This window comes from Sinorhizobium garamanticum (assembly GCF_029892065.1).
Classification (GTDB): Bacteria; Pseudomonadota; Alphaproteobacteria; order Rhizobiales; family Rhizobiaceae; genus Sinorhizobium; species Sinorhizobium garamanticum.
In genome coordinates, this window is record NZ_CP120375.1 from 295,867 (window position 1) to 315,506 (window position 19,640).

Genomic DNA, 19,640 nt, shown 5'->3' on the forward strand with positions numbered 1-19,640 from the left:
GGCAGGCAGTTGTAGGAGCTCCCCCACTGCCTCAATGTACCAACTGCCTCAATGTACCAGTAGGTGTGCTCCTCCCAAAGGGTGCTGAGCTTGATCATCTCGCTGTCGGGATCGAGATCCTTTCGGTACCAGTCCATGAGCGAGTGGACAGCAAAGGTGTGCCGAAGATCGTAAATGCGCGGACCGCGCGCCCGTGGCGGGTAAAGTCCTGTGGCTCGCGAACGCCAATACGCTGCGAGACCTGGGCGAAGTTGTAGTGGACGCCGCAATCGGACGGCCGTTCACCGCTTCAAAGCGGAAGAATGCTGCGGAGCCGGTGCCAAGGATGCGGTCCCACTCGAAGCTGTAAGTGCGTAGCCGGCCGGCGGCGCATCTCGCTATCAGGACAAAAGCGTGACTTGGCGTTCTTTCCGCCGCGGACGGTGAGCACCGCCGCATCGACTCGACGTCCCTCGTCGAGCCCGATCGCCTCGCTGACGCGTAACCCCGTGACCGCGATCAACGCAAACAGCGTCGAAGAGGTCACCCGCAATCCGTAGGAGGAGGGAAGCCGCGCGGCTTCAGCCACGATCGCGGCGATCTGATCAGGAGTGTAGATGTAGGGCCGCGATCGACACTTCTTGCCGCAGATCAAGCCCGCGGCTGGAACTTCGGTGCGCGGACCGACGCCTTTGGAGCCAACTTGCAAAGCCACGCACCATGCCCGATTCGGGCAGCCCCAGGTACCGTTGAAGCGGCGCAGCACGCGTTCGGAGAAAGACAAATCGGCGCCAAGACTGCGCCGGAGCGTGAGATAGTGTTCAAGGCGAACGGTAAGCGAGTTGAAAGTACCGTTTGGTCAGGACTGTCGCGCTGTGACGCCCATATGTTCTGGTCGCCTTTCGGTGGAAGGACTAAGCCGCTCGCGCGGCAATGGCGCTTGTGGCTCGCGGTGCGTTTCCTGTTCGACGGCGGTTCTTTGTGTCTCGGGTTCCTGGCCTGACGATTGAGGCTTCTCAATCTGATGGACAGGAGGGTCCCATGACAGAGGAGAAGACCACCCGGCTGCGTGAGCGGATGATCGAGGACATGCGCATCCGCGGGATGGGCGACAAGTCGCAGAAAGGGCACATCCGGGCGATCAAGGATTTCGCGGCCTTTCTGGGGCGCTCACCCGACACGGCAACGCCGGAGGAGTTGCGGGCCTACCAGCTACACATGACCAATGCCGGAGTGACGCCCTCGACATTCAATGTCCGGATCATCGCGCTCAGGTTCTTTTTCGGGATCACCTGCGGGCGCGAGGAGATGAAGCGGTACATGCAGTTCCAACGCAAGCCGCAGAAGCTGCCGGTCGTCTTGAGCGTCGAGGAGGTCGCCGACCTGCTCGCCGCCGCTCCCGGGCCCGGGCTCAGCTGTGGCGCCGGGCTGCGGGCTTCGGAGGTGTGCCACCTGAAGGTCACTGACATCGACAGCGAGGGCATGCTGATCCACGTCGAAGAAGGCAAGGGCGGCAAGGATCGCAAGGCCATGCTATCGCCGGGCTTGCTGGATCTGCTGCGCGATTACTGGCGGGAGGCGCGTCCGCGGGGATGGTTGTTTCCCGGCAAGCCGAAGAACAACCCGATCTCGCCGCGCCAGCTCAACCGGGCCTTCACCTCGGCCAAGCACATGGCGGGCATCGCCAAGCCCGCAACGCTGCATACCTTGCGCCACAGCTTCGCCACGCATCTGCTGGAGGCGAACACCGACGTGCGGGTGATCCAGGTTCTGCTCGGCCATGCCAAGCTGAGCAGCACCGCCCGCTACACCCACGTCGCCACCAAGTTGATCCGCGACACCATCAGCCCGTTCGAGCGCCTGAAGCAGTTGGAGGATCTAAGGCGTCGGCTGGAATGAAGCGCGCGCCGGGGTGTCCCGGCAGAAGCTGGAGGTCGCTGACATCTTCCGAGCCTATGGTCCTGCGTGGCGGCGAGCCAATGCCGGGCATGTCAGCCTGACCCAGCTCAAGGTCATGGCGGCGATCGAAGCCTGCCGAACCGAGGCGCTCGGCGGCCATGTGGCGGCTTGCACCAAGTGCGGCATAACCACACTATAATTCCTGCAAAAACCGGCACTGCCCGAAGTGCCAGGGACCCGCGGCGCGGGACTGGATGGCCGCCGGTGCCGAAGACCTGCTGCCGGTCGAGTATTTCCACGTTGTCTTCACCGTCCCCGCGGCGATCGCGCAGGTCGCCTACTGGAACAAGAAGGTCGTCTATGACCTGCTCTTTCGCGCATCGGCCGACACGCTGGCGACGATCGCCGCCGATCCCAAGCGCCTCGGCGCACGGATCGGCCTGACCAGCGTGCTGCACACCTGGGGATCAGCACTGACCCATCACCCGCATGTGCACATCAGCGTGCCCGGCGGTGGGCTGTCGCCGGATGGCACGCGCTGGATCTCATGCCGCCCCGGGTTCTTCCTGCCGGTGCGGGTTCTGTCGCGTCTGTTCCGACGATTGTTTATCGCAGGGCTGCTGGCACTCCATTGCGCCGGCGATCTGAGGTTCTACGCTGATCTGGCAGCTCTCGCAGAGGCTGACGTGTTCGCCGCCTGGCTGGCCCCCGTCCGCAAATCAGAATGGGTCGTCTATGCCAAGCCGCCGTTCGGCGGCCCCGAAGCGGTCTTGGCTTACCTCAGCCGCTACACCCACCGGGTGGCGATCTCCAACAGCCGCCTGATCAGCGCCGATGCCGAGACGGTCGCCTTCTGCTGGAAGGACTACCGGATCAAAACCGGCGACCGACAAAAGGTCATGCGGCTGGCCACCGACGAGTTCATTCGCCGCTTCCTGCTCCATGTGCTGCCCGACGGTTTCCACCGCATCCGCCATTACGGCCTGCTCGCCAGTGGGGGCCGCAAGACCAAGGTCGCAAAGATCCGCGCTCTGCTTGGAGCGGAAACGGCCAAACAAGATGGTCCGCCAAGCGCTGAGGCGATCCCGCTCACTCTGAGAGAGCCATGCCCCGACTGCGGTGGCCCGATGCGCATCATCGAGATCTTCCGACGCGGCCAGAAACCCAGAGCCCGGGCGCCACCGAGAAAGCAGGCCGCATGACAATACGCCCGTCACATTGGCAAAAGCCGACCCGAAAACACCCTGCATTCCGGGATGGACCCCTTTGCGCTCAATAACACTGAGCACCGCAAAACCGTCAAACTCGACAGGGACGAGACCGTCAAACCTGCTTCCGATCAACGCATCCCACACCCTCGGGTCGGCGCTTTTGCTCCTGTCGGCAGCGCCGAAGTCCACAACACACGCCCGTGGCCCCGCGCTTTCCCCATAGGTCCCACCCAGCCTCCGCGGCTTCCTCCTTCCAAGGTTTGTCAACGCGGGCCGCCCAACGCCAGCGGCAAATGTCGCGCTGCGGCCCGCATCGAAAAACCTTCAGGAAAGCAGTCAAATGCTGAGAAACCTCGGATGACTCATGAGCCGACGTTCGCCTGGCGGCAAGTTGCCACGCTGGAAGGTCCGAGCTGACGATCGGCATCGAATGCCGTCCGCGGGTATCCGCCCTGCCGTCAGAGCCGCTTCCCGCCCCAGGCGTCGGGCAAGCATGGTGGTTGGCGGAACTGATCAGGGTCAGGGCAGGGGAAAGCGCAGAATTTGTCATAGGTGCATGTGATGGCCAGGGTCTATCTATTCCGAGGCTGCCGACGGATCGGATCAGACGCGCCGATCCCTCACTCGTCTTCAATTCCGGCGGTAGCATCACGCCGGAACACTGATCTCCACCTGCTCGCTCGCTATTCCATGACGGCGCTATGATCGAGTACCGGCGCGATTTTCGGCTTTCGGAGCAACAACACGAGCGGCATTGCCGCCAGTGACATCAGCATCAGAAGTTTGAAGTCGTCCAGGTAGGCAATGATGGTCGACTGCAACGTAATCACCTCGTTCAGCGACGCACGACCAGCCGCAGTAAGGGGACTGAGCCCAGCCGCAGCGGTCGCGTGGAAAGCATGGTTGAACGGTGTGACATAGGCGGCAATCGTTTCATGGTTGATCTGGCCATTCTCGACCAGCAACGCCGAGACTATGGAGATCCCGACACAGGAGCCGATATTGCGGGACAGGTTGTACAGTCCCGTGCCATCCCCCCGGAGTTCAGCAGGCAGCGTCGAGAAGGCGACCGTGGTCAAAGGAACAAACAGGAACCGAGACCAACGCCCTGGATGAATCCCACCCAGACGATCGTCCACTGGGATACGTTTGGCGTCCAACCTGCCATCTCGTCCATTGCGAACGCGGTGAGGCCCAGGCCCAGAAGAAGCAGCCAGCGGGTGTCGACCTTTCCGATAAGCCTGCCGACGACAAACATGCAGACCATGGTGCCTACTCCGCGCGGGCCCATGACAATGCCAGCGGTCATTACGGGATAATCCCATCAGCGTCTGGAGATAGGGAGTCATGAGGGCCAGCGAAGCGAGATAGGTGATCCCGACGGCGAAGATGAACACGAAGCTCACGGCGAAGTTGAGATCGAGAAAAGGCTAGGATTTATAAAGGACTTCTTGGCCGTCAGTGTATGAACCATAAGCAGGTAGAACGCCGCCGCGCAGACCACCGATTCAATGAGGATTTCGCCCGAGGCGAACCAGTTCAATTGCTCGCCGCGGTCGAGGAACAATTGCAGGGCGGCGATCGTCAAGCTCAGCATCGCGAAACCAAACCAGTCGAGTTTCGCCAAGGCGTCGATCTTCGTGTCAGTCACGAACATGACCATGCCGCCAAACGCCGGGGCTCCGATCGGAATGTTGATGTAGAAAACCCAACGCCAACTCAGATTGTCCGTCAGCCATCCGCCGATGACCGGGCCGAGAACGACCATCACGGAGATGCCGTACAGAGCCATAGCCGAACCGCGTTCCTCAGGCGTGTAGATATCAAGAAGAATGCCCTGCGACAGCGGCACCAGTGAGGCGCCGAACAGTCCCTGCAGGAGTCGGAAGGCGACGATTTGAACGAGCGACTGCGACAAGCCGCAAAGAATGGAAGCTATGACGAATCCGGCGATGGCAACCAAAAGAACGCGCTTTCGGCCGAACCGCGCGGCAAGGAAGCCCGAGGGCGGCGTCATGATGGCAGCCGCGACGATATAGGAGGTCAGCACCCAATTGATCTGGTCGGCGCTCGCTGCAACGCTGCCCTGCATATAGGGCAGCGCCACGTTGGCGATGGTGGTGTCCAGCGCCTGCATGATGACGGCAAGAATGACGCAGGCCGTGATTGCGCCGCGATTGGCAACGGGCGCGGCGGGAGATGCTGGGACATCACTCATAGTCATTACCGACGGGCCGGCCCAACAGGTTGTTGATGAAGTCGGGCAGTCCACGGGCATGAACCGTATCGATCTCGACGACCGCGCTCATGCCGACGCGAAGCGGCGGCTTGCCTTGGGCGTCATCGATGCTGACGCGCATCGGGATGCGCTGGACGACCTTCACCCCAGTTGCCGGTGGTGTTCTGAGCCGGCAGCAGCGAGAAGCTGGAGCCCGATGCCGGGCTGATGCTCTCTACCTTGCCCTTCCAGGTGACGCCCGGATAGGTATCGACAGAGATGGTCGCCTCCTGGCCGGGCTTCACATAGGTGAGCTCGGTTTCCTTCGGGCTTGCTGCGATCCAGAGATCGTTGGTGGCGACCAGCGAGAAAGCCTGCTGCGAGGCCTGCAGGTACGAGCCGACCTGCAGCGCGTTCACATTGGTCACGACGCCGTCGAACGGCGCCCTGACGACGCTGTGGTCGAGTTCGCGCTACGCGTTATCGACATTCGATTTGGCCTGAAGGTAGAGCGGGTTCTGGTCGACCGGCTGGTTGGCGTCGCCGCCGAGCTGAGCGAGCGTGGTCGCAGCCTGCGCCTTGGCGACGGCAACCTTCTGTAGCGCGGCGTCGAGGTCATGCTTGGCTTGGTCATAGGCGGAGCGTGTCGCGGCGGACCTGTTGACAAGGCTCTGCTGACGATCGAACTGCGCCTGGAAATACGGGATATCGGCCGCGCCTGGGTGATTTCCGCGAGCGACTGCTGATAGCTGCCCTTCAGGTTTTCGATCTGGTTGCGCTGGCGCCGAGCTGCGCCTTTGCGCCGTCGAGCGCGATCCGGAAGCTGTCAGACTTCAGGCTGAAAAGAACCTGACCGGCCGATCTGTCTGTTGGGAATCGGGACCTACATTGCGTTTGGTCCTCCTCGCCGCTGAAGGATGTAGCCGCCCGCCACGCGAGGTTTGTCGCGTCCGAACAGCCTGGCCGTATCGCTTCGCAATTCGCCGGGCCTCATATCTTTCCTGTATCGCACTCACTCGATCCATATATTGGACGCTCATCGGGTGGGCGACTATTTTGAATGCACACGAGCCCAACGTCGCGGACTGGTCAGAGTCTTTGCCAAAGAAAAGGAGGCAGCCTCATGAGCCGAGAACTCTTCCGCATCTCTCAAGCCAACCTGTTCCCCCACGTGAGCACGTGGCCACGGTTTGCGGCCGCCACGCAAGCACGCTGAACGCCTTCCTAGAGCGGTTTGGTAGCCGCGGCTGAGACAGCCCAATTTTCGAAGTGTGGGCCAGGTGACATCGGAAACTGGCCCGAGAACCGGCCTTACAAGCCGCATACTGAGCCGAGGTGAGTCATAGACTCTTTTCTTAAGTCATCCAAAGAAGTGAGACTTCCATGAACAGCATCAGCAACAAGCAGCACGTGGAAAACCTAACCGGCGGCGCAAGCTTTCGCAGCGAGGCCGACGGCCTGGGCTCGGTCAACGTTCCCGCCGACAAGCTCTGGGGCGCCCAGACTCAGCGTTCGCTCAAGCACTTCAGCATAGGCCACGACCTGATCCCGCGGGAAATGATCACGTCCTATTCGATCTTGAAGCTGGCCGCTGCCACCGCGAACTACGAAGGCGGTCGCCTCGAGGTCCACGCCTATGAACTGATCACGCGTGTTTGCGAGGAAATCCTGGAGGGAAAGCTCCATGATATGTTCCCGCTGCACGTCTGGATGACTGGCAGCGGCCCCCAGTTCAACATGAACGTCAACGAAGTCATCTCCAACCGCTGTTGCCAGCTTATGAACACCCCGCTCGCCAGCAAGACACCGGTCCATCCGAACGACCACGCCAACATGTCTCAATCATCCAACGACAGCTTCCCGTCGGCGATGAACATTGCCGCCGCCGCGGGAGTCGCGATCCGTTTGCTCCCGGCCGTGACCGCGCTTCGGGACGCCATCGCTGGCAAGGCCGAAGAATGGGCCGACATCGTCAAGATCGGCCGGACTCACATGCAGGACGCGACACCGCTGACGCTCGGCCAGGAATGGTCGGGCTATGCAGGCATGCTGTCCGACGATCTCGAGCGGATCGAGAACGCCCTCAAGGGCGTCTATCGGCTGGCCCTCGGTGGCACCGCTGTCGGTACTGGAATCAATGCCGCCCCGGGATTTGCGGAAGCCGTTGTGGCCGAAATTGCCAGGCGCACCGATCTGCCTTTTGTCAGTGCGCCGAACAAGTTCACGGTCCAGGGCGCCCATGACGCGCTGGTTCATCTCTCCGGCACACTGCGCACCCTTGCTGTCTCACTCTATAAGATCGGCAACGATATCCGGCTGTTGTCGTGCGGCCCGCGCGCCGGTTTTGCGGAACTGCTGATCCCGGAAAACGAGCCGGGCTCGTCGATCATGCCCGGAAAAGTCAATCCGACGCAGGTCGAGGCGCTGGCGATGATCGCTGTGCGGGTCATGGCGAACGACGTCGGCTTCGGCTTCGGCGGAGCCGGCGGTTATCTTGAAATGAATGTCTACAAGCCTCTGATGATTGCCAACATCGCGCAGTCGATCACCATTCTCGCAGACGGATGCACAAACTTCCGCGTCTTCCTGGTCGAGGGCACGCAACCCAACCGGAAGAAGATCGCGGAATATGTGGAGCGTTCGTTGATGCTGGTCACGGCGCTCACGCCGGTGATCGGCTATGATAAGGCTTCGAAAATCGCTCATCATGCTGCCGACCACGATCTGACACTGAAACAGCCCGCGCTTGAGCTCGGCTTCGTCGACGAGCAGACCTTCGATCACGTCGTCGATCCGGCCAAGATGGTGAAACCCTACGTCGCCTCCACCTGACCGTGGGCGACCAGATCCCGCACTACCGTCCCAGGCTGGCGAGTTCCCCTGTCGCTTTGGTCGCGAACGGCGAACCCCCGCCGACGGACCTGCTCCCGCTGGTTGGCACCCTCGAACTGCCGCAGCCATCCACCACCAATCAGATTGAACATCAATAGGAAGGAAAGCCACATGTCCACTCACATCCCGACCGGCCATGCGCTGTTGCGTGACTCTCGGCTGAACAAGGGCACTGCATTCACCGTCTCCGAACGCCGCGAATTTGCCCTCGAGGGCCTGCTGCCACCGGTGCCGCTTTCTCTCGAGTTGCAGGTGGCGCGTCTAAACAACGAACTCGCTGAGCTCGACAGCGACCTGCAACGCTACCTGCTGCTGTCCGACCTGCAGGTGCGCAACCAAACGCTGTTCTATGCCCTGCTGATGTCGGATCCGGCCCGCTTCATGCCGATCGTGTACACGCCGACGGTCGGCGAAGCCTGCCAGAAATTCGACCAGATCTACCGCAATCCGCACGGCATGTACCTGCCAATTAGCGCACGCGGGCGGCTGCGCGAACTGCTTGCCAACTGGCCGCAAAAGGACGTGCGGTTCATCGTCGTCACCGACGGCGAGCGCATCCTTGGCTTGGGCGACCTCGGGCTTGGCGGCATGGGCATTCCGGTTGGCAAGCTTGCCCTCTACACCGCCTGCGCTGGCGTGCCGCCGCAGTATTGCCTGCCGGTGACCCTCGACGTCGGGACCAACAATCACCAACTCCTCGAAGACCCGCTTTATCTCGGCCTGCGCCAGGAGCGCGTGCGCGGCGAGGCATACACGGCCTTCATCGATGAGTTCGTCGAGGCCGTTCAGGCGCTCTACCCGAAGTGCTGCATCCAGTGGGAAGACTTCGCGAACTTCAACGCCGTGCCGATCCTCGCCAATCACCGCGACAAGATCTGCACCTTCAACGACGACATCCAGGGCACGGCGGCGGTTGCATTGGCCGGCATCTACGGCGCATTGCGCATCTCCGGGCAGCCGCTTGCCGACCAGCGTTTCCTGTTTCTCGGCGGCGGGTCGGCGGCGACCGGCATTGCCGGACTGATCAGCCGGGCGATGACGCTCGAGGGCACGAGCATGGCCGAGGCCCGCGCCCGCACTGCGCTGTTCGACGTCAACGGTCTGCTGGTGGCTTCGCGCACCGATCTTCAGGAATTCCAGAAGCCCTTTGCCCTCAAGCGTGCGCAAATCACAAGCTTCGTGGAGGCGGTGAAGACGCTCCGGCCGACGGCGATCATCGGCGTCAGCACCATCCCGAAACTGTTCAATCAGCAGGTGATCGAAGCCATGGCGGAAATCAACGACCGGCCGATCATCTTCCCGTATTCCAACCCGACCTCGCGGTCCGAATGCACAGCCGAGGAGGCCTATCAATGGTCGCAGGGCCGGGCGATCTTCGCCAGTGGCAGCCCGTTTTCCCCGCTCGAGGTGAATGGCAAGACCTTCGTGCCGGGCCAGGGCAACAACGTCTACATCTTCCCACCCATGGGCATGGCTGTGTTTGCGACCGAGGCCGAGCGGATAACCGACGACATGTTCATCGTCGCCGCCAAAGCCGTCGCCGAACAGGTGACGGAGGAAAACCTTGCTACCGGCCTGATTTATCCGCCGCAGAGAAAGATCCTCGCCACCTCGCTCCATGTCGCGACCCGCATCGCGGAGTGCATCTTTGATAAGAGCCTGGCGGGGGTCGAACGTCCCAAGGACATTGCGGCACTCATTCAGGCGCGCCTCTACACCCCCAGTTATTCGGTCTGAGGCGGGATTGTGATGACCGTCGAGGTCATGGGACGCGGGCGGGCATCGGCTGTCGAGCCGACGCTTTGCCTGGTTGCGTCTGCAATTTAAATCCACGGGCGTGCGATCGTTGGCCGCCTCCGTCACAGCATTTGCGAAAAGGTGACCCATGAACGCCATATTGGCAGATCCCACGAACAAACTTGCTGGCGCAGACGCGATTCAAACGGAGCAAACGAGAGCGCAGAAGCGTATCGTGATTATTGGAGGTGGTTTCGCGGGGATCGCCGCGGCGCGCGCTTCAGAGCGCGCCGATGCCGAGGTCGTGCTGATCGACCGGCGCAATCACCACATCTTTCAGCCGCTGCTCTATCAAGCGGCCACCGCGGTGCTTGCACCCTGGGAAATCGCCGCGCCGATCCGGCCGCTCGCCGTCAAGCAGAGAAATCTGACCGTGATGCTCGCGGAAGTGACCGGAGTTGACCTGAGTTCGCGAACGATCGATGCCAGCTGCCCTGGCCTCGGCGCTCGCAAGGTCCCGTTCGACCATCTAAGTGTCGCTACCGGGATGCCCCCGAGCTATTTCGGCCATGACGAGTTTGCTCGGTATGCGCCAGCTCTCAAGAGCCTGAATGATGCAGAGGCGATCCGAACAAAAATCCTTAGCGCCTTTGAACTCGCCGAGACGACCGATGATGCAAGCGAGCGCGCACGCCAGATGACCTTCGTCTTGGTCGGCGCCGGTCCTACCGGAGTGGAGTTGGCGGCATCGATGGCGCGCATGGCTGCCGTTACGCTGCGTAATAATTTCCGCCGTATTGATCCGGCGGACAGCACCATCATTCTACTTGAAGGCGGCAACCGGGTGCTTCCGACCTTCGCCGAGACCTTGTCGAGGAAGACAACCGCACGGCTCGAAAAGCTCGGCGTCAAGGTTATGACGGGAGTCAAGGTCGAAAAGGTCGATGAGCAAGGATGAGCAAGGCGTGGTCGCCGGCGGCAAACGGATCCCGAGCGCGACCGTCCTATGGACCGCCGGGGTAGCTGCATCGCCGATCGTGAAAATGTTCGGCGCAGACACCGATCGAGCCGGTCGCGTCATCGTTGGTCCGTGTCTGGATGTCCCGGGTGTGCCGGATGTCTTCTTCGTGGGAGATACGGCATCCGTCGTGCAGAACGGACGGCCGGAGCCTGGCGTCGCCCAGGCAGCGATCCAGCAAGGACGTTACGTGGGGCGGTTGATCTGCGCCCGGCTTGAAGGGCGAGAGCCGAAGCGTCCGTTCCGATATTCCAACAAGGGCAATATGGCCGTCGTGGGCAGGAATTTTGCGATCCTCGAGGCCGGTCCTTTTCGCATGAGTGGATTCCTGACGTGGCTGATATGGGCATTCATTCACGTGGCCTCGCTTCCCCAGCTGCAGAATCGACTGCGGGTCGAATTCCAATCGCTCTGGTCCTACTTCACCGGTCAACGCAGTTCGCGCCTGATTTCCGAGCCGCCGAGGACAGTGGACTAGCACTGCCTGCTGCTGCCTCTCGAGACGAGGCTCGGCATTTCAACAGGTAACCACAACTCAACGTGGAGCCACGTTAGGCAGGCTGCATCTCATTCAACAGTCTCAGCCTTAATCATTGGAGCCAACAATGGAACTCTTGCTGCATTCCGTCCTGCGCCGGATCATCAGAATTGGCGAACTGCACGTGGTCTATGCATCCGGTAGAAGGCGGACCTACGGCAGCGCCGAGAGCATCGTGTTCATTCATATCAAAACGCGTGCTGCCGAACGCTCCCTATTCCTGAATCCGGAGTTGGCCGTTGGTGAGACATTCATGAACGGCGAACTGGAAGTTACCCAAGGGTCTATTTACGAACTTCTGGAACTCTTGTTCAAAAACACGCGGGTTTCCGATCTCGGTGGTTGGCCGGGCGCACTGCGGAAACTGAATTTCGCCTTGAGACGCGTCCATCAACTCAACACTTTGAGAAAGTCCCGCCAGAATGTGTCCCATCACTACAACCTGAATGGTGATCTGTATCGCCTGTTTCTCGACGAAGACAGCCAGTATTCGTGCGCCTATTTCGAACATCCGGCTGCCAGCCTGGAGGAAGCGCAGCTCGCCAAGAAGCGCCACATCGCCGCTAAGCTCCAGCTATCCCCCGACCATCGTGTGCTGGATATCGGCTCAGGATGGGGCGGCCTTGGTCTCTACTTCAATTCAGTCATTGGCAGCGATGTGACCGGTGTCACGCTTTCCGAGGAGCAGCATGCCGTCTCGAATGCGCGGGCAGCCGAGACGAACAGCGCCGATAATGTAAAATTCTTGCTCAGGGACTACAGGGAAGTCGATGAAAGCTTTGATCGCATCGTTTCCGTCGGCATGTTCGAGCATGTCGGCGTTGGTCATTTCGATGCGTTTTTTGCCAAGGCGCGGCGCCTGTTGAAGCCAGGTGGGGTCTTTTGTCCTTCATTCGATCGGCCAGTTCGACGGTCCTTCGCATACCAATCCATGGATCCAGAAGTACATTTTCCCCGGCGGATACATTCCCTCGCTGTCGGAAGTCTTCCCTGCGCTTGAGCGCCAGGGATTTGTGGTGTGCGATGTGGAAATACTGCGCTTGCACTACGCAGAAACTTTGAAGGCTTGGCGACAGCGTTTCCTGCAGCGCCGTGAGGACGCGGTCAGAAATCTATGACGAGCGGTTCGCGCGCATGTGGGAGTTCTATCTCGCCGCTTCCGAAACGGCGTTTCGTATCAGGGCCTGATGGTCTTTCAGTTACAGCTTTCGCTGGACCAAACTGCCGTACCCCTCACACGCGATTATCTCGCGGAAGCGGAACAGGAGTTGAGACAGGCTGAGACTGAAATCGGTCTTTTGAAAGATTCCCGCGTCCCTCTCCAGCCGCGGGAAAGCATCTCGCCTATTTCGCTTGTTCCCGGAAGTCATACCGAGAAATTGGGCAGTGCCAGCTCCTCGGTATTGTGTCCGGTCCCGCGGGGGCGACTGTGACTACGAAGGCGTCCTGCGGCCCGATGCCCCTCCCGGCGGACCGGCCTCGACCGGCCACCGACACGGCTCGTGAGGGGCAATGCCCGCACTATCCCAGGATTACAAGGAATCTGCATTCATGAGCGTTTCAGGCCTGCCGTTCGACGATTTCCGTGCGCTGCTGCGCGATCTGCCGGGGCCGGATGCCCGGGCGCTGGTGGCCGCACGCGAGCGTGACGCGCAGCTGACGAAGCCGCCGGGCGCGCTCGGGCGCATCGAGGAAATCGCCTTCTGGCTGGCCGCCTGGACGGGCAGGGTGCCCGCTGTCAATCGGCCGTTGGTCGCGATCTTCGCGGGCAATCACGGTGTGGCGAAACAGGGAGTTACGCCTTTTCCGCCAGCAGTCACCCAGCAGATGGTCGAGAACTTTGCCGCCGGCGGCGCGGCGATCAACCAGATCTGTGTCGCCTACGATCTCGGCTTGAAGGTCTTCGACCTGGCGCTCGACTATCCGACGGGCGACATCACAGAAGAGGCCGCCCTTTCCGAGCGCGACTGCGCGGCGACCATGGCCTTCGGCATGGAGGCGATTGCCGGCGGTAGTACGGACCTGCTGTGCATCGGCGAGATGGGGATCGGCAACACGACGATCGCGGCGGCGATCAACTATGCGCTCTACGGCGGCTCGGCGCGCGACTGGGTGGGGCCGGGAACCGGTTCCGAGGGCGAGATGCTGGAACGCAAGGTGGCTGCGGTCGAGCGCGCCGTGGAGCTGCACCGCGATCATCTGGACAATCATGCGCCGTCTCGGCGGCCGCGAGATTGCCGCGATGGCGGGCGCCATCCTTGCCGCGCGCGTCGAGAAGATCCCGGTCTTGATCGGCTATGTGGCGACGGCCGCAGGCGCGATCCTGCAGGCGGCCAATCCTTCGGCGCTCGACCACTGCCTGATCGGCCATGTCTCCGGCGAGCCGGGGCATCTCAAGGCGATCGAGAAGCTTGGCAAGACGCCGCTTCTGGCGCTCGGCATGCGGCTTGGCGAAGGCACGGGTGCGGCACTTGCGGCCGGCATCGTGAAGGCGGCTGCGGCCTGCCATTCCGGAATGGCGACGTTCTCGCAGGCGGCCGTCACCAACAAGACTGAGCGCTCTAGGAGATATTGGCGGCAGGTGACATAGCCTCTGGGCACTAAGCCACGGTAAGCCCCTATATCTCGAGACTTCTTGACGCGCTCGGGCTACCGCCGCCGGGTTCAGATCTCTTGACTGATCTCGCAGGCGATCATGAACCTCACGGATTCGGCGCGCTACCCTCTGCTGATCTGGGGAATGGCGGGCCGCCGCTTGCGAAGATCGCGGGGCAATCAGACCATTTCCAAGGCTTCCTCCGCCGTGCGTTCCGACCGTGACGTTGGATCCGAGTACGGGAAGATGATCGGCCGTTCGTTAATCTCTGTCATTGCTTCACAGGGTGGTTGAACGATTTCGGGACCGTGCTGAAGCCGATGATCGGCCGTCTCGTTCCTGCACCTGCAGATCGGTTAGCAACAGGTGGCGCTGGAGGTCGCTGCCCACTTCATCGAGTTCTTGATGCAGGCGAGCAAATTGCAGTTCAAGGGAGTGCGAGGCCGGCGGCAGCGGGCCTTCTCCGGCGCTCGGTACTGCTGAAGGCGGAGCCCCTGTTCACTCGCGGATTGCGCAGCAACTTGCCGTCGGTATCAGAAGGGGTGGGCATGCAATCTCCTTGGGTCAGTTGGGAGGGGAATTGGGTCAGGGGTGGGACGAGCCTCTCGCCAGTGACCGGAAGCGCGCGAACAGCATGCGCGGCAGGATTAGGCCGAAGGTCATTGCCAGAATGATCAGGAAGGCTGTGGCCCCGTTGGTGACGATCCCTATCAGCAGATCCACCGGCGCGTGCGGCCCGATCGAGACCAACTCGACGAGGGAACTTGCGGCGCTGAACAGGAAGAAGCCCGGCATCATCGAGACGACCGCTGAGAAGGCGAGCGCGGCAAAGGGCAGGTGCAGACGATCGGCGACGGGCGTGACGATGATGCCGACCAGTATGCAGGCGACGAGTGTTCCGCTCGCGACGTGCGCGCCCGCGAGGGAAATCAGCGCCCAGCGCGCCGCGTGCGCCAGCATGCCGACCGCAATCGGGAACGGCAGCAGGCGCCACGGCATTGACAAGAAGGTCCCGAAGCCAGCGACGGCCACGCCGGCGGCGATCACGTCGGCGGCGAGCGGTACGGCCACGGATGGCCCGGCAGCCGGAAGGGTTGCGTCGCAGGCTGCGAGCCCAGCCAGCAGGCCGGCGCTGATCATCAGGACGATCAGCGCTGCATAAGCGAGGCGTGCGATTCCAAGCGCGATGCGAACGCGGGCGAGGTCGATCGCACCGTTGAGGATATGTGGGCCAGGCACCAGCACCATGCAGGGACAAAAGGCGACCAGCACCTGCGTCTCCGATAGCTGGAATTGCACAGCAGCAGCGCCTCCGACGCCGGCGATGACTGCCGCGCAAAACGGCTGGATAAGAGGGTTGTCACCGAGGCCAGCAAGCTCTCGACGGGCAAGCGCACCGATGCCAGCGCTCGCCGCGATCAGTAGCAAGCTCGCCGCGCTCAGCGCCCCGAAGATCACGCCAAGCGAAGCGGCGCCAACGGCCGCGAACAGCGCGAAGCGCAACGTCGATGCGGGCGGTCGTCGTCCAGCCGCTTCGAGCGCGGAATGTGCAGCTTCGGCAGACAGCGTCCCGTCGCAGACCCCATCCACGACCGTCATGACGGCCAGGACCTTGCCCATGTCGACGCCGAGCGGCATCGCCGCTACCATTTCGGAAAAGGGCGTGCCCTCGACCTGGAGCACGAGCTCACCCCAGTAGAGGTGCAGTGTCAGTGGCAGGCCGAGAGCGTGGCCAAGCCGCTCGACGGCGAGGACAACACGTTCGCTGGTCTGCCCGTTCTTGAAGAGAAGCTTGGCGGCCAACGCGACGGTGTCCAGCGCCGCGGCTCGCGTCAGGAGGGTGGGTTGTGATGCTGCTTCGACTATAGCGGTCATGACGATCATCCTTCGATCCGGCGCGTTCCAATGCGTCTCTTGGGCCAGCCATAGGCGCGGCGGGCTTCCTGATGGCCGGGCTCGTCGCCAACGACCGCATCGACAAGTGTTTCGGCCACCCAGTGGAATACCCAGCCCACGAGGGCGCCGAGTATGACCTCGCTGCCACGGTGCAGTGCGACGACGACGATCGGGACGGACGGCTGGACCGCAAGCAGGATAATCGGACAGGTCCACATGGCGACCCGAAGTGCCGGGAAGTCACGCGCGAGCAGCGTGCCGAAGATGCGCCCCCCTGAGAGACGAATGCGTTTCGTGCAATCGCTCCTGGGAAACGATCACCGCCGACATTGCCGCCCGTACCGACTCGGTCAGCCCCAGAAACGACGCCAGTTCGTAAGCGGCTGTCGCGGCTGCGGAACAGCGGGCGATAAAAGCGAGCGCGCGTACGATTTTTTGTTCCATGACGTCATGCCTTATCGTTCAGCTTCTGCTGCATTCAGCGCCAAAGATTGGTGCGGGCGAGATCGATGACCTCGTCGGCGCGCCCATTCATGATCGCCTTCACCATGTAGAGCGAAAAGCCTTTGGCCATTTCCGTCGTGATGGAGGGCGGCATTGCGAGCTCTGTCCGGTTGACGACGGCGTCGATGAGAACGGGGCCGTCATGGGCGAAGGCGGCGGCAATGCCGTCGTTTACCTCGGCCGGATCCTCGAGCCGGATGCCGCGGATGCCGATTGCCTCGGCCATTGCCGCGAAATCCGGGTTCTTCAGTTCGGTGCCGAAATCGAGGAAGCCTGTGGACTTTTGCTCCAACTCGATGAAGCCGAGCGCACCGTTGTTGAAGACGACCACCTTCACCGGCAAGTCGAGCTGCTTGAGGCTAATAAGGTCGCCCATCAGCATGGTGAAACCGCCATCGCCTGACAGCGAAACGATCTGCCGGCCGGGATGGCTCGCCTGGGCGCCGATTGCCTGCGCCATCGCGTTGGCCATCGAGCCATGCCAGAACGATCCGAGCAGCCGCCGCCGGCCATTCATCGCCAGATAGCGCGCGCCCCATACCGTGGGCAGGCCGACATCGCAGGTGAAGACGGCGTCACTTGCCGCCTGGTCGCTGATCGCCTTGGTGATCTGCTGCGGGTGGATAAGGCCCCTGCCCGGCTTGCCCTCCGCCGCCAGGCGGTCAAGCTCTGCCCGTGCCTGCGCATAGTGTCGCTGAGCCTTTGCAAGACGGCCGCCGTCATCCTTCTCATCTAGCAGCGGGAGCAGTTCATTAAGCGTTGCGCCGACGTCGCCAACAACGGCCAGGTCCACGGCGCAGCGCCTCCCGATCTGTTCCCCCCGGATATCGATCTGCGCGATGCGTACGCCCGCATCCTTGGGATAGAACTGACGGTATGGAAAATCCGTGCCGAGCATCAGCAGGACGTCGCAATCCAGCATGGCGTAGTAGCCCGACGAAAAGCCGATCAGCCCGGTCATTCCGACGTCATAAGGGTTGTCCCACTCGACGTGTTCCTTGCCGCGCATGCTGTGCACCATGGGGGCCTTGAGACGTTCGCCGAGCGCAATCAGCGGCTCGTGCGCCCCTTCGCAGCCGGAGCCGCACAGGATCGTCACCCGCTGGACGGAGTTCAGCAACGAGGCTAGGTCTTCGATCGTGCTGCGCGCAGGCGTGACGACCGGCGGAGGCGGCAGCAGCGCCGCCGGTTTCGGTTGGGGAGCCGGTTCCGCTGCCTGCAGGGCAACGTCGCCGGGGATCACCACGACCGACACCCCGCGCTTGGTCGCCGCCTCGCGAATTGCTGTTTCGAGCGTGCGGGGCATCTGGCGCGGGCTGGAGACCAGTTCGCAATAGTGGCTGCATTCGCGGAAAAGGTTTTCCGGATGCGTCTCCTGGAAGTAACCCGATCCAATTTCCGCGGAGGGAATATGTGCGGCGATCGCCAGCACCGGCACACGCGAACGATGGCAATCGAAAAGGCCATTGATGAGATGCAGGTTTCCGGGTCCGCAGCTTCCGGCGCAGACGGCGAGAGTGCCCGTGAGGTGAGCCTCGGCGCCCGCCGCGAAGGCGGCGACTTCTTCATGCCGGACGTGGATCCAATCGATCTTGCCCTGCCGGCGGATGGCATCCGTCAAGCCGTTCAGGCTATCGCCGACGATTCCGTAAATCCGCTTCACGCCTGATGTCGCGAGGGTCTCGGCGAATTGTTCTGCAACGGTCCGCATGATGTTTGCTCCTTTTCCGTGACGACGGGGTGGCTGTTCTTCCATGAGAGGAATCTAGACGTTGGATGATCGTTGGTCCAATATATGGATTGGTCAACTTTGATACTTTTCCGGTATGAGGCGAAAATGGATCTGAGGCACCTTCGCTATTTCGTCGCCGTCGCTGAGGAACGGCATTTCACCCGAGCGGCCGACCGGCTGGGCATCAAGCAGCCGCCGCTGAGCCTGCAAATCCGCCAGCTCGAGCGGGAGCTGGGGATCCCGCTCTTTCGCCGTCTGACGCGCGGAGCGGAGCTCACGGAGGCCGGGGCGCTATTGCTCGATGAAGCGCGCGGCATCCTGGAACAAGTCGAACGGATGAAGGCGAACGTCCAAAGCCGGGCGCGCGGCGAAACGGGTCGCGTACGCGTCGGTTTTGCGGGCGCAACCTATTTCCAACCTCTCATTCCCGGTCTTATCCAAGCTTATCGGAAACTCTATCCGGAGGTGCTGCTGACGCCGGAGCAGAGTAACACACCGAACCTCATCGAAGCATTGCGGAATGGCTCTCTTGACATCGCCTTCGTCCGGCCGCCCCTGAGCGATGGCGAAGGAATAACGCTGCTGCCGCTTATCGAAGAGCCGATGCGAATAGTGCTGCCCGCCGATCATCGCCAGGCTGGCAGTGGCGCCCAATCGCTCGTCACGCTCGCACAAGAGATATTCATCCTATTTCCCCGCACCATCGGCCCCGGTCTCTATGACAACATTATCGCGAGTTGCCAGCGTGCCGGCTTTAGCCCGACGCTCGGACAGGAGGCGCCGCAGATCTCCTCTATCGTCCATCTCGTCGCGGCGGGCTTCGGCGTGTCGGTTGTGCCACAATCTCTTGAGCAGATTCGGGCCGACGGCATCGTCTACCTTCCCATCGAGGGCGAGGCGCCGCGGGCGCCGATCAGCCTTGCGATCCGGAAGGACAATCGCTCGGCAACAGCCCGAAACTTCCTCATGCTGGCTCGGCAACAGGCCGGGGATGGAAGCTGATGTCTTGACCGTCGGCGCTGGAGCCGGTTTGGCTGTTAATCGGCGTCGAACTTTGGGTCAGACGTATTTTCGGTGACGTTTGATCACGACAGTCCGATAAGGCGGGCTTCGAGGAGATCAATTTTCGCCCGTCCGTACATTTGCCTTTTCACAAGCTTCAACTTGTTGATCTGACCCTCGACCTGGCCGCTTGACCATGACAATTCGATGGCGTTGCGAACGGCATCGATGTCTTTGACAACGCCGTTCCCGAATGAGGCGACCAAACTCGATCTGGCATCGCCGATCCACGGGGCCAACTCAGACACATTTCTCGTACGGGTCATCGTCTGGAACCGGTCGAGCAAAGCTCTCGCCTCGGACAATGCCGGAACGCTCCTCTCGATATTTGCAACAATCACGGCGGATATCGTTGAAA

The 19,640-nt window shown here is 61.8% G+C and carries 15 protein-coding genes and 6 pseudogenes; 12 read left to right on the top strand and 9 right to left on the bottom strand.

Annotated elements, in window-relative coordinates; genetic code table 11:
* Positions 1 to 289: 289 nt before the first annotated feature.
* Positions 290 to 763 carry a site-specific integrase gene (locus PZN02_RS30620; protein WP_280663753.1) on the bottom strand — a complete coding sequence of 158 codons (474 nt, stop codon included), beginning with the start codon at positions 761 to 763 and terminating at the stop codon, positions 290 to 292.
* A 257-nt stretch (positions 764 to 1,020) separates the two neighbouring features.
* Here PZN02_RS30620 and PZN02_RS30625 point away from each other — a divergent pair, with 257 nt between their 5' ends.
* The 3 genes and pseudogenes from PZN02_RS30625 to PZN02_RS30635 form a co-directional block, all read left to right on the top strand.
* Positions 1,021 to 1,878, top strand: a complete 858-nt coding sequence (locus PZN02_RS30625) for a tyrosine-type recombinase/integrase (protein ID WP_280663754.1) — start codon at positions 1,021 to 1,023, stop codon at positions 1,876 to 1,878.
* 13 nt (positions 1,879 to 1,891) lie between these two features.
* Positions 1,892 to 3,080 (top strand): annotated as a pseudogene (locus PZN02_RS30630) (IS91 family transposase).
* 443 nt (positions 3,081 to 3,523) lie between these two features.
* Positions 3,524 to 3,735 (top strand): annotated as a pseudogene (locus PZN02_RS30635) (hypothetical protein); the annotation flags it as partial.
* Positions 3,736 to 3,772: 37 nt separating this feature from the next.
* Here the strand turns inward: PZN02_RS30635 and PZN02_RS30640 are convergent.
* The 3 genes and pseudogenes from PZN02_RS30640 to PZN02_RS32350 all read right to left on the bottom strand — a co-directional run bounded on the left by PZN02_RS30640 (position 3,773) and on the right by PZN02_RS32350 (position 5,726).
* A pseudogene (locus PZN02_RS30640) lies at positions 3,773 to 5,307 on the bottom strand (DHA2 family efflux MFS transporter permease subunit).
* Positions 5,300 to 5,449 (bottom strand): hypothetical protein, encoded by a 150-nt coding sequence (locus PZN02_RS32345; RefSeq protein WP_425336385.1) that lies wholly within the window; start codon positions 5,447 to 5,449, stop codon positions 5,300 to 5,302. The pseudogene PZN02_RS30640 and the gene PZN02_RS32345 overlap by 8 nt, the downstream one beginning before the upstream one ends.
* Positions 5,430 to 5,726, bottom strand: coding sequence for an HlyD family secretion protein (locus tag PZN02_RS32350; RefSeq protein WP_425336386.1), 297 nt, complete (start codon positions 5,724 to 5,726; stop codon positions 5,430 to 5,432). Before PZN02_RS32350 ends, PZN02_RS32345 begins: the two co-directional genes overlap by 20 nt.
* Here PZN02_RS32350 and PZN02_RS32355 point away from each other — a divergent pair.
* The 8 genes and pseudogenes from PZN02_RS32355 (at position 5,662) to cobT (ending at position 14,082) form a co-directional block, all read left to right on the top strand.
* Positions 5,662 to 5,811 carry a hypothetical protein gene (locus tag PZN02_RS32355; RefSeq protein ID WP_425336387.1) on the top strand — a complete coding sequence of 50 codons (150 nt, stop codon included), beginning with the start codon at positions 5,662 to 5,664 and terminating at the stop codon, positions 5,809 to 5,811. The two genes, PZN02_RS32350 and PZN02_RS32355, sit on opposite strands and share 65 nt — an antisense overlap.
* A complete protein-coding gene (locus PZN02_RS32360) occupies positions 5,766 to 5,909 on the top strand; it encodes a hypothetical protein (RefSeq protein ID WP_425336392.1) in 144 nt (47 codons plus the stop codon). The genes PZN02_RS32355 and PZN02_RS32360 overlap by 46 nt, the downstream gene beginning before the upstream one ends.
* A 781-nt stretch (positions 5,910 to 6,690) precedes the next feature.
* Positions 6,691 to 8,139: a class II fumarate hydratase gene (locus PZN02_RS30650; RefSeq protein WP_280663755.1), complete on the top strand. Its 1,449-nt coding sequence runs from the start codon at positions 6,691 to 6,693 to the stop codon at positions 8,137 to 8,139.
* Positions 8,140 to 8,310: 171 nt separating this feature from the next.
* Entirely contained in the window at positions 8,311 to 9,936 is a 1,626-nt protein-coding gene (locus PZN02_RS30655; protein ID WP_280663756.1) for an NAD-dependent malic enzyme, read from the top strand.
* 148 nt (positions 9,937 to 10,084) lie between these two features.
* Complete coding sequence (locus PZN02_RS30660; RefSeq protein ID WP_280663757.1) at positions 10,085 to 10,894, top strand: NAD(P)/FAD-dependent oxidoreductase; 810 nt, start codon at positions 10,085 to 10,087, stop codon at positions 10,892 to 10,894.
* On the top strand, positions 10,881 to 11,432 hold the full coding sequence (locus PZN02_RS30665) for an NAD(P)/FAD-dependent oxidoreductase (protein WP_280663758.1): 552 nt from the start codon (positions 10,881 to 10,883) through the stop codon (positions 11,430 to 11,432). The genes PZN02_RS30660 and PZN02_RS30665 overlap by 14 nt, the downstream gene beginning before the upstream one ends.
* Before the next feature lie 127 nt (positions 11,433 to 11,559).
* Positions 11,560 to 12,925 (top strand): annotated as a pseudogene (locus PZN02_RS30670) (cyclopropane fatty acid synthase).
* Between the two features lie 118 nt (positions 12,926 to 13,043).
* A pseudogene (cobT, locus tag PZN02_RS30675) lies at positions 13,044 to 14,082 on the top strand (nicotinate-nucleotide--dimethylbenzimidazole phosphoribosyltransferase).
* Between the two features lie 185 nt (positions 14,083 to 14,267).
* On the opposite strand, the gene PZN02_RS30680 reads toward cobT, so the two are convergent.
* The 4 genes from PZN02_RS30680 to poxB form a co-directional block, all read right to left on the bottom strand.
* Positions 14,268 to 14,363, bottom strand: a complete 96-nt coding sequence (locus PZN02_RS30680; RefSeq protein ID WP_280663759.1) for a malic enzyme-like NAD(P)-binding protein — start codon at positions 14,361 to 14,363, stop codon at positions 14,268 to 14,270.
* 310 nt (positions 14,364 to 14,673) lie between these two features.
* The gene (locus PZN02_RS30685) at positions 14,674 to 15,963 is read right to left on the bottom strand and encodes a threonine/serine exporter family protein (RefSeq protein WP_280663760.1); all 1,290 of its coding nucleotides are present in this window, start codon (positions 15,961 to 15,963) and stop codon (positions 14,674 to 14,676) included.
* 5 nt (positions 15,964 to 15,968) lie between these two features.
* Entirely contained in the window at positions 15,969 to 16,202 is a 234-nt protein-coding gene (locus PZN02_RS30690; protein WP_280663337.1) for a hypothetical protein, read from the bottom strand.
* A 260-nt stretch (positions 16,203 to 16,462) separates the two neighbouring features.
* Positions 16,463 to 18,199, bottom strand: coding sequence for a ubiquinone-dependent pyruvate dehydrogenase (poxB, locus tag PZN02_RS30695; protein WP_280663338.1), 1,737 nt, complete (start codon positions 18,197 to 18,199; stop codon positions 16,463 to 16,465).
* A gap of 126 nt (positions 18,200 to 18,325) precedes the next feature.
* Between poxB and PZN02_RS30700 the strand changes: the two genes are divergently transcribed.
* Positions 18,326 to 19,222: a LysR family transcriptional regulator gene (locus PZN02_RS30700; RefSeq protein ID WP_280663339.1), complete on the top strand. Its 897-nt coding sequence runs from the start codon at positions 18,326 to 18,328 to the stop codon at positions 19,220 to 19,222.
* A gap of 83 nt (positions 19,223 to 19,305) precedes the next feature.
* On the opposite strand, the pseudogene PZN02_RS30705 reads toward PZN02_RS30700, so the two are convergent.
* A pseudogene (locus PZN02_RS30705) lies at positions 19,306 to 19,614 on the bottom strand (transposase); the annotation flags it as partial.
* Positions 19,615 to 19,640: the final 26 nt, after the last annotated feature.

Coding starts and splice junctions, on each gene's coding strand:
- PZN02_RS30685 (WP_280663760.1), bottom strand. CDS start 15,963: ATGACCGCTATAGTCGAAGCAGCATCACAACCCACCCTCCTGACGCGA.
- PZN02_RS30665 (WP_280663758.1), top strand. CDS start 10,881: ATGAGCAAGGATGAGCAAGGCGTGGTCGCCGGCGGCAAACGGATCCCG.
- poxB (WP_280663338.1), bottom strand. CDS start 18,199: ATGCGGACCGTTGCAGAACAATTCGCCGAGACCCTCGCGACATCAGGC.
- PZN02_RS30655 (WP_280663756.1), top strand. CDS start 8,311: ATGTCCACTCACATCCCGACCGGCCATGCGCTGTTGCGTGACTCTCGG.
- PZN02_RS30660 (WP_280663757.1), top strand. CDS start 10,085: ATGAACGCCATATTGGCAGATCCCACGAACAAACTTGCTGGCGCAGAC.
- PZN02_RS30690 (WP_280663337.1), bottom strand. CDS start 16,202: ATGTGGACCTGTCCGATTATCCTGCTTGCGGTCCAGCCGTCCGTCCCG.
- PZN02_RS30680 (WP_280663759.1), bottom strand. CDS start 14,363: ATGACAGAGATTAACGAACGGCCGATCATCTTCCCGTACTCGGATCCA.
- PZN02_RS30700 (WP_280663339.1), top strand. CDS start 18,326: ATGGATCTGAGGCACCTTCGCTATTTCGTCGCCGTCGCTGAGGAACGG.
- PZN02_RS30650 (WP_280663755.1), top strand. CDS start 6,691: ATGAACAGCATCAGCAACAAGCAGCACGTGGAAAACCTAACCGGCGGC.
- PZN02_RS32345 (WP_425336385.1), bottom strand. CDS start 5,449: ATGCGCGTCAGCATCGATGACGCCCAAGGCAAGCCGCCGCTTCGCGTC.
- PZN02_RS30625 (WP_280663754.1), top strand. CDS start 1,021: ATGACAGAGGAGAAGACCACCCGGCTGCGTGAGCGGATGATCGAGGAC.